Origin of the sequence: Pantoea sp. ME81 (assembly GCF_903970985.1) — a bacterium.
Lineage (GTDB): Bacteria > Pseudomonadota > Gammaproteobacteria > Enterobacterales > Enterobacteriaceae > Pantoea > Pantoea communis.
Map to the genome: position 1 here is coordinate 1 of NZ_CAJCKS010000215.1, position 7,050 is coordinate 7,050.

A 7,050-nucleotide genomic window follows, 5' to 3' on the forward strand; every position below is an offset into this window, starting at 1 on the left:
ATTGCAGCACTTCACCCTACCAGCGGGTTGTCATTTCCGCACCTCCTGGGACGAAAACGGCGACTCACTATTTATTCCGGATAACCCGCAGCAGCACTGCTCCACGGATGGCTGGCTTGAAGGCCCGAGTGAATTAACGCTAATGAGTGGTGACAAAACACGCTCGCTGGCGGTGAATTTCTATCAGGGCTATCCCATTGCCAACCTCAAGCTCAGCGGCCCGGCACTGGAGGTGGTGGCGGTGAACAAACAGCGCATGATCGTGACGCGTCCGGACGCCGAAGAGAGTTGGTTAGTGCTGCCGTTCGATAGCCAGCAACATGTGTGGCGCTTCACCGGCAATCTGCTGATTAAAATGGATAAGACAGCAGGTCAAGACAGTGACACGGTGAAGAGTCGGGTTGAAACCTTACGCGGCGTTTGGTCGTCGCAGTTTATGCCACAGCAAAAAGTGACTGTGTTACTGATTGACACCCTGCATGCGGATCTTGCCGATCCGGCGATTGGTGCCTGGCGTAACATTAATTAATTAGCGGTCGTCGCCTGACGTCAACAGACTGGCAGGCGCTACAGGACGTGTTCAGAGAGTTCACTATGTCGGCAAACGAAAACCACACACCGAATGCCCTGCCTGCGGGTTACCGGTTTAATGAATTTGAAATCAAGGAAGTGATTGGCGGCGGCGGCTTTGGCATCGTTTACCGTGCCTGGGACCATCAACTGGAACGCACCATCGCCATCAAAGAGTACATGCCGGTTTCACTGGCGGTGCGTGCCGCTGACCTGTCGCTGGAGTTGCGTGGCGAGCGCTTCCAGAAACTGTTCAACGCCGGACGTAACAGCTTCATTCAGGAAGCCCGTTTGCTCGCACGTTTTAATCATCCCGGCCTGCTGCACGTGTTGCGCTTCTGGGAAGAGAATGGCACCGCCTACATGGGCACGCTCTACTACAGCGGGATGACATTAAAAGAGTGGCAGGTCACCAGCCCGGACAGTATCGATGAGTCCTGGATTCGTCGGCTGTTACCGCCGCTGTTTGGCGCAATTAATACCATCCATACCGCCGGTTATCTGCACCGTGATATTTCGCTGGATAACATCCAAATCCAGGAAAATCAGCTGCCGGTGTTACTCGATTTTGGCTCAGCGCGGAAGGAGATCGGCAATCTCTCCGATGAAACCGAGATCATGCTGAAGCCTGGCTTTGCCCCGATTGAGCAATACAGCGAAGAGGGTGAAGTTGAGCAAGGTCCGTGGACCGATATCTATGCGCTTGGCGCGGTGCTGCACAATCTGATTACCGGCCATGCGCCTCCGGTTAGCGTGGTGCGCTGCATCGAGGATAACTATCAGCCACTGGTTGAACGCAAGCCAGCAGGCTATTCCCTGCCGCTACTGCATGCCATCGACTGTGCGCTGGCAATGAAACCCGGCGATCGCCCACAAAGCATTGATGCGTTTGCCAGCCTGATTGATTTGCCGGTGAGCGATGTTGAAGCACTGGTCACCACCTTCCCGGTGGCGGTTGAAGCTCCAGCTCCAGCTCCAGCTCCAGCGCCTGAGCCCGTCGCCGCTCCGGTGCCTGAACCACAGGTAATGGCGGTGAATCATGCAGCGGCGGCGATTGAACCTGTCACGACACGCAACGTGCGTCGCCTTTCGCCTGGTCTGGTCGCCGCCGCTGCCATTGCCATTCTGGCCGTGGTGGTGGTGGTGTGGAAAACGAATCGCCACAGTGAAACCGCTTCGATCGCCGCTACACCTTCTGCGTCAGCGCCGGTGGCGAGTCAGAGTGCAGCAGCCAGCGCGTCAGGTATGGCAACCGTCTATCTGCGCTTGCAGGAGGGAGAGAAAGTGCTGCTTAACGGCGAAGCGAAGGACGTGAAACCCACCAGCAGCGGCTTTGCTTCACTCAATCTGGCGGCGGGGAGTTATCGAATTGAAGTGCAAAATGGCAGCCAGGTAATGAGCCAATCACTGACCATTGACAAACCCGGAACCTGGCTGATTAATCCGGTTAAACAGTAGTTAACGCGCTGCAGACTGCTGCAGCGCCCTCACCTCAGCGGCCAGACGCGTCAACGCATCTTCCTGCATGCCGCGTTTACCCAACTCCTGTTCGAGGGAGTAGAGATACTGAGCATTGGTGCCCAATGGTCCGCTGGCCTGGGCAATCAACGGTGCGATGGTGCTGCGACAGGAGTCTGCTTCATACAGCGGGTGACGCGGATCCATGATAAATACCAACGCCGTCACTTTGCGAGCATCTTCCAGTTCCAGTTCGCACCAGGTTGGCAGATAACAGCCGGTGATCATCTCGCGCTTCCACAGCAGCTCCAGCTCGTCATGCAGCCGCACTTCGGGTAAACGGAAAGCCAGACCGCTGGTTGAACCGCCTTCTTTTAGCGCCAGCATACGACCGGGCGTCGATACCGTTCCTCTGCCGGCGGTCAGACGCAGACAGAAAGCACGATGCCAGCCTTCGAGTCGTCCGGAAGCTACTTCTTCCGCCTCAAAAACCGGGTTCCACATCAGGGAGCCATAGCCAAAAATCCACACCGGGCTTTGGTCAGGGCGACAAGCCAGTGTGGCCGCGAGTGACGCGGCACGCTTTTCACAGCTCCACAGCAGCGCTTCGTCGATATCGCCAAATGATGTTTTACAATCCGCTTTTAAAAGAAATTCCCGGGTTAACAATGCGACCTCCTCTACTGCGCTGACATCCTGTCGGTTCGGCTCCTCAAAGATGATGTCTTACAGGCAACACGCGTTGCGTCGACTTAAGAGAAGACATTAATGCATTTTTAACAAAAGTTTCAAGATTGACCCCGATCACAAAGGGGAAATTCTTTGTAAATAGCATCGGCTGCCTGGCAGATAACTTGAACAGAGTGATGACGAAGAAAGCAATGAAATGGCAAACATATACTTTAGTTACACAAGGATTTTTAAATCCATAAAACTCCGATAAACCGCATTGAAATAAGATTAAAACAGGTATTATTTTATCTTAAAATTACTTTTATCGATTCATAACAAAATGAATAGTCTATGTTATTAGTAGATAATTACTTCTTTTGCTGGATTAGAATCAAAAACCTGAATAAGTAAAGTCGCGTAAAAAGCCTGAAACACAACTGTTGAAAAGTTACACTGCGCTGCGTCAGAAAAGTCATTATATTTATCAGGCACTGATCGCCTGTTTTGTTCTTTTTGCCGGAGAGGATGGTGAATGGCTACACATGAGAAAACCCGACATACCGAGTACTCACTGATTTTCCCGATTGTCGCGCTGACGGTGCTGAGCTTCTTTGGCGGTCAGACGGCATTATTGCCGATTATCGGCATCAACCTGCTGGCGCTGGTCGCCATCCTTTGTAGTGCTTTCAGCGTGGTGCGTCATGCTGACGTGCTGGCACACCGCCTGGGTGAACCCTATGGCTCGCTGATTTTGAGCCTGTCTGTGGTGATTCTGGAGGTCAGTTTGATCTCCGCCTTAATGGCCACCGGCGATGCTGCACCTGCGCTAATGCGTGACACGCTCTACTCCATCATCATGATTGTCACCGGCGGCCTGGTGGGTTTTGCGCTGCTGCTCGGCGGACGCAAATTCGCCACCCAATATGTCAATCTGGCGGGCGTAAAGCAGTACATGATTGCCATCTTTCCGCTGGCGATTCTGGTGCTGGTGTTTCCGAATGCGCTGCCAGGCGGTAACTTCACCACGGCTCAGGCGTTGATCATTGCCGCGATCTCCGCTGCCATGTACGGCGTGTTCCTGCTGATTCAGACCAAAACGCATCAGAGCCTGTTTGTTTATGAGCATGAGGATGACGGTGACGATGGCGATCCGCATCATGGTAAGCCTTCTGCGCATAGCTCGCTGTGGCATACGGTATGGTTGATCATTCATCTAATCGCGGTGATCAGCGTGACCAAGATGAACGCCAACACGCTGGAGCATCTGCTGACGGAACTCAATGCACCTGAGCAGTTCACCGGCTTCCTGGTGGCGTTGCTGATTCTGTCGCCGGAAGGGTTAGGGGCAATCAAAGCGGTGTTAATGAACCAGGTACAGCGTGCGATGAACCTGTTCTTTGGTTCGGTATTAGCCACCATCTCTCTGACGGTGCCGGCGGTCAGCATCATCGCTACCCTGACCGGTCAGCAGCTGATATTTGGTCTTGAACCACCACATATGGTGATCATGAGTGCCGCGCTGATTCTGTGCCATATTTCGTTCTCAACCGGGCGTACCAATGTGCTGAACGGCGCCGCGCATCTGGCACTGTTTGCCGGCTATTTACTGACAATTATGCTGTAGCGTCTGACGCTCAGATTCAAAGCAAAAAAAAGGCGCCCATCGGCGCCTTTCTTACTTCTGGATAGCGCAATTAGTTGCTGGTATCCAGTTCCGGGAAACTCTTGACCAGATCATCAATCGCTTTCATCTGCACCAGGAATGGCTCCAGCTTATCCAGCGGCAGCGCGGATGGGCCGTCGCATTTCGCGCTGTTCGGCTCAGGGTGCGCTTCAATAAACAGACCAGCGATACCCACCGCCATACCCGCGCGAGCCAGTTCAGCTACCTGCGCGCGACGTCCACCTGAAGCCGCGCCGAACGGATCGCGCGTCTGCAGTGCATGGGTCACGTCGAAGATCACCGGGCTGTTGTTGGTGACCTTCTTCATCACGTTGAAGCCCAGCATATCGACAACCAGGTTGTCGTAACCGAAATTGCTGCCACGGTCGCACAGGATTACTTTGTCGTTACCGCCTTCCGCGAATTTATCGACAATGTTACCCATCTGGCCAGGGCTAACGAACTGCGGTTTCTTAACGTTGATGACTGCACCGGTTTTCGCCATCGCTTCCACCAGATCGGTCTGACGCGCCAGGAACGCAGGCAGCTGAATCACATCAACGACATCCGCCACCGGCTGCGCCTGTGAAGCTTCATGCACATCAGTGATGATTTTCACGCCGAACGCCTGTTTCAGCTCCTGGAAAATCTTCATGCCCTCTTCCAGACCGGGACCACGGTAGGATTTGATGGAAGAGCGGTTAGCTTTGTCAAAAGAGGCTTTGAACACGTAAGGGATACCGAGTTTGTCGGTCACTTTTACATAGTGTTCGCAAATACGCATGGCGAGGTCGCGCGATTCCAGCACGTTCATGCCACCAAAGAGAACAAATGGCAGATCGTTTGCGACCTTGATATCGCCGATATTTACTACTTTCTGAGTCATGCCCTTTCCTTATTGTCGAGATGACGCTTAGTGCAGCGTCACCTGTTTCTGTTCAATTGCGTGAATCTGCACTTTAATCATTTCGCTGACCGGATCTTCTGGACACTGTTCAACGAAGTAGGTCAAATCGGTCAGTGCGATATGTTCACACTCAAGCTGAGCGTAGATTAACCCCCGATCGCGGATTTCATACGGGTCATCGGGATCAATCTGCAGCAGTACCTGGCTGACGTTTAACGCCAGTTCCATCTGCTTCTCTTCCATCAGTGCCGCTTTCAACGTATCCAGCATTTTACGCATCACGTTGATGGTTTTGGCTTCATCCAGATCATCATTGTAGAGCTTCGCAGTCGGGCTGATATTGCCCTTCAGCCACACTTCCAGCGTATGTGTATCCAGCGTTTCGCCGTTGAAAGGGTTGATCAACCACATTTCACCGTCCAGCCAGTCAGCACGCAGAATCAACTGGGTGGGGAAAATCACCGGGATCAGCGGCAGCTCCAGCTCGTCGGCAATGTGTAACAGTATCACCCCCAGCGATACGGCGGTGCCCTGTCGGCTCTTCAGCACTTTATCGATCCACAGCGCATCGGACAAATTGTAGACGCCGCTGGCGCCACCAAAGCCCCACTGGCGATAAAACAATTCAAGCAGCTTGCCCAGTTGCAAGTCGGCATCCTGTTCGCTACTGACGTATTCCCGTGCTTCTTCAACTAATGCCGCCAGCTGTTGCTGAACGGATGGCGCAGAAAAATCATTGCGTATGGCGCAGGTTGCGCCAATCACCGCTTCACTCAACGGTGTTTCACTGTAATCAACTAGCTCTGGCGAGGTCATACTATCCCCAATAACGGCATTTTGGTCATCGCCAGCTTAATCACAAACAGCAGTGCTACGATTGCAATCAGACAAGCGATCCAACGTGTCCCCATCTTGCGTGGGCGACGGCTCAATGCCACGGAACCCAAGGCGATGTAGATAATAACCCCTAACAGCTTTTCCGTCAGCCAGCTTCCTTGCGGTGAGAACGGATAAAAGTGTGTGATCACCACCAGCCACACGCCACTGAGCAGCAAAAAGGTGTCATTAATATGCGGCGCAATGCGCACCCAGCGACGCTGTAGCATCGCTGAACCGGTGGTTAACCAGTAAAAACGCAGCAGAAACAAGCTGATCGTCAACGCTACCGTCAGCAGGTGGAAATGTTTAACCAGCGGATACCAGCTTGCCATGGTGCTTCCTTAAATCAAAAAAATTGCCCAAGTGTGACGCGCGGATTGCCGCCATAATCGTTAATGCTGCTGACCTGCTGATAGCCGTGCTGCGTCATGATGGCGCGCACAGCTTCATCTTGTTGCCAGCCGTGCTCCAGCAACAGCCAGCCGCCAGGCTGCAACCACTGTGGGGCACGGCGAATAATCAAACGTAAATCGGCCAGCCCGGCTTCATCGGCCACCAGTGCGCTAAGCGGTTCAAAGCGCACATCTCCCTGCTGCAGATGTTCATCGGCGGCATCGATATAAGGCGGGTTACTAACGATGAGATCGAAACGCTGGGCGGGAATGTCATCGAACCAGTGGCTGAGCTGGAAACGCGCATTGCTGATGTGCAACCGCTGAGCATTCTCATCAGCCAGCGCCACAGCTGCTGGGATACGGTCGCAGCCCAACACCTGGCAGTCAGGACGCTCACTCGCCAGCGCTAACGCGATAGCTCCGGTGCCAGTGCCAAGATCGAGTAAGGAGGAGGCGGTTGCAGGTATGCGTAAGAGCGCCTGTTCCACCAGCACTTCGGTGTCCGG

Annotated in this window: 7 protein-coding genes and 1 pseudogene; 3 read left to right on the plus strand and 5 right to left on the minus strand. The window is 53.5% G+C overall.

The window, feature by feature from the left end; genetic code table 11:
- A pseudogene (locus H7A81_RS24295) lies at positions 1-529 on the plus strand (hypothetical protein); the annotation flags it as partial.
- 65 nt (positions 530-594) lie between these two features.
- The gene (locus H7A81_RS24300; RefSeq protein ID WP_182058978.1) at positions 595-2,028 is read left to right on the plus strand and encodes a serine/threonine-protein kinase; all 1,434 of its coding nucleotides are present in this window, start codon (positions 595-597) and stop codon (positions 2,026-2,028) included.
- Here the strand turns inward: H7A81_RS24300 and H7A81_RS24305 are convergent, their stop codons facing one another.
- Positions 2,029-2,697, minus strand: coding sequence for a gamma-glutamylcyclotransferase (locus H7A81_RS24305; RefSeq protein ID WP_182058979.1), 669 nt, complete (start codon positions 2,695-2,697; stop codon positions 2,029-2,031).
- A 535-nt stretch (positions 2,698-3,232) separates the two neighbouring features.
- Between H7A81_RS24305 and chaA the strand changes: the two genes are divergently transcribed.
- Positions 3,233-4,324, plus strand: coding sequence for a sodium-potassium/proton antiporter ChaA (gene chaA / locus H7A81_RS24310; protein WP_097116833.1), 1,092 nt, complete (start codon positions 3,233-3,235; stop codon positions 4,322-4,324).
- Positions 4,325-4,394: 70 nt separating this feature from the next.
- Here the strand turns inward: chaA and kdsA are convergent, their stop codons facing one another.
- The 4 genes from kdsA to prmC form a co-directional block, all read right to left on the minus strand.
- Positions 4,395-5,249 carry a 3-deoxy-8-phosphooctulonate synthase gene (kdsA, locus tag H7A81_RS24315; protein WP_034824264.1) on the minus strand — a complete coding sequence of 285 codons (855 nt, stop codon included), beginning with the start codon at positions 5,247-5,249 and terminating at the stop codon, positions 4,395-4,397.
- A 27-nt stretch (positions 5,250-5,276) separates the two neighbouring features.
- A complete protein-coding gene (gene sirB1, locus H7A81_RS24320) occupies positions 5,277-6,086 on the minus strand; it encodes an invasion regulator SirB1 (RefSeq protein ID WP_034824266.1) in 810 nt (269 codons plus the stop codon).
- On the minus strand, positions 6,083-6,481 hold the full coding sequence (locus tag H7A81_RS24325; protein ID WP_034824269.1) for a SirB2 family protein: 399 nt from the start codon (positions 6,479-6,481) through the stop codon (positions 6,083-6,085). The genes sirB1 and H7A81_RS24325 overlap by 4 nt, the downstream gene beginning before the upstream one ends.
- A 14-nt stretch (positions 6,482-6,495) precedes the next feature.
- On the minus strand, positions 6,496-7,050 hold a 555-nt coding region (gene prmC, locus H7A81_RS24330; protein ID WP_182058980.1), incomplete at its 5' end, for a peptide chain release factor N(5)-glutamine methyltransferase.

Coding starts and splice junctions, on each gene's coding strand:
- H7A81_RS24300 (WP_182058978.1), top strand. CDS start 595: ATGTCGGCAAACGAAAACCACACACCGAATGCCCTGCCTGCGGGTTAC.
- chaA (WP_097116833.1), top strand. CDS start 3,233: ATGGCTACACATGAGAAAACCCGACATACCGAGTACTCACTGATTTTC.
- kdsA (WP_034824264.1), bottom strand. CDS start 5,249: ATGACTCAGAAAGTAGTAAATATCGGCGATATCAAGGTCGCAAACGAT.
- sirB1 (WP_034824266.1), bottom strand. CDS start 6,086: ATGACCTCGCCAGAGCTAGTTGATTACAGTGAAACACCGTTGAGTGAA.
- H7A81_RS24325 (WP_034824269.1), bottom strand. CDS start 6,481: ATGGCAAGCTGGTATCCGCTGGTTAAACATTTCCACCTGCTGACGGTA.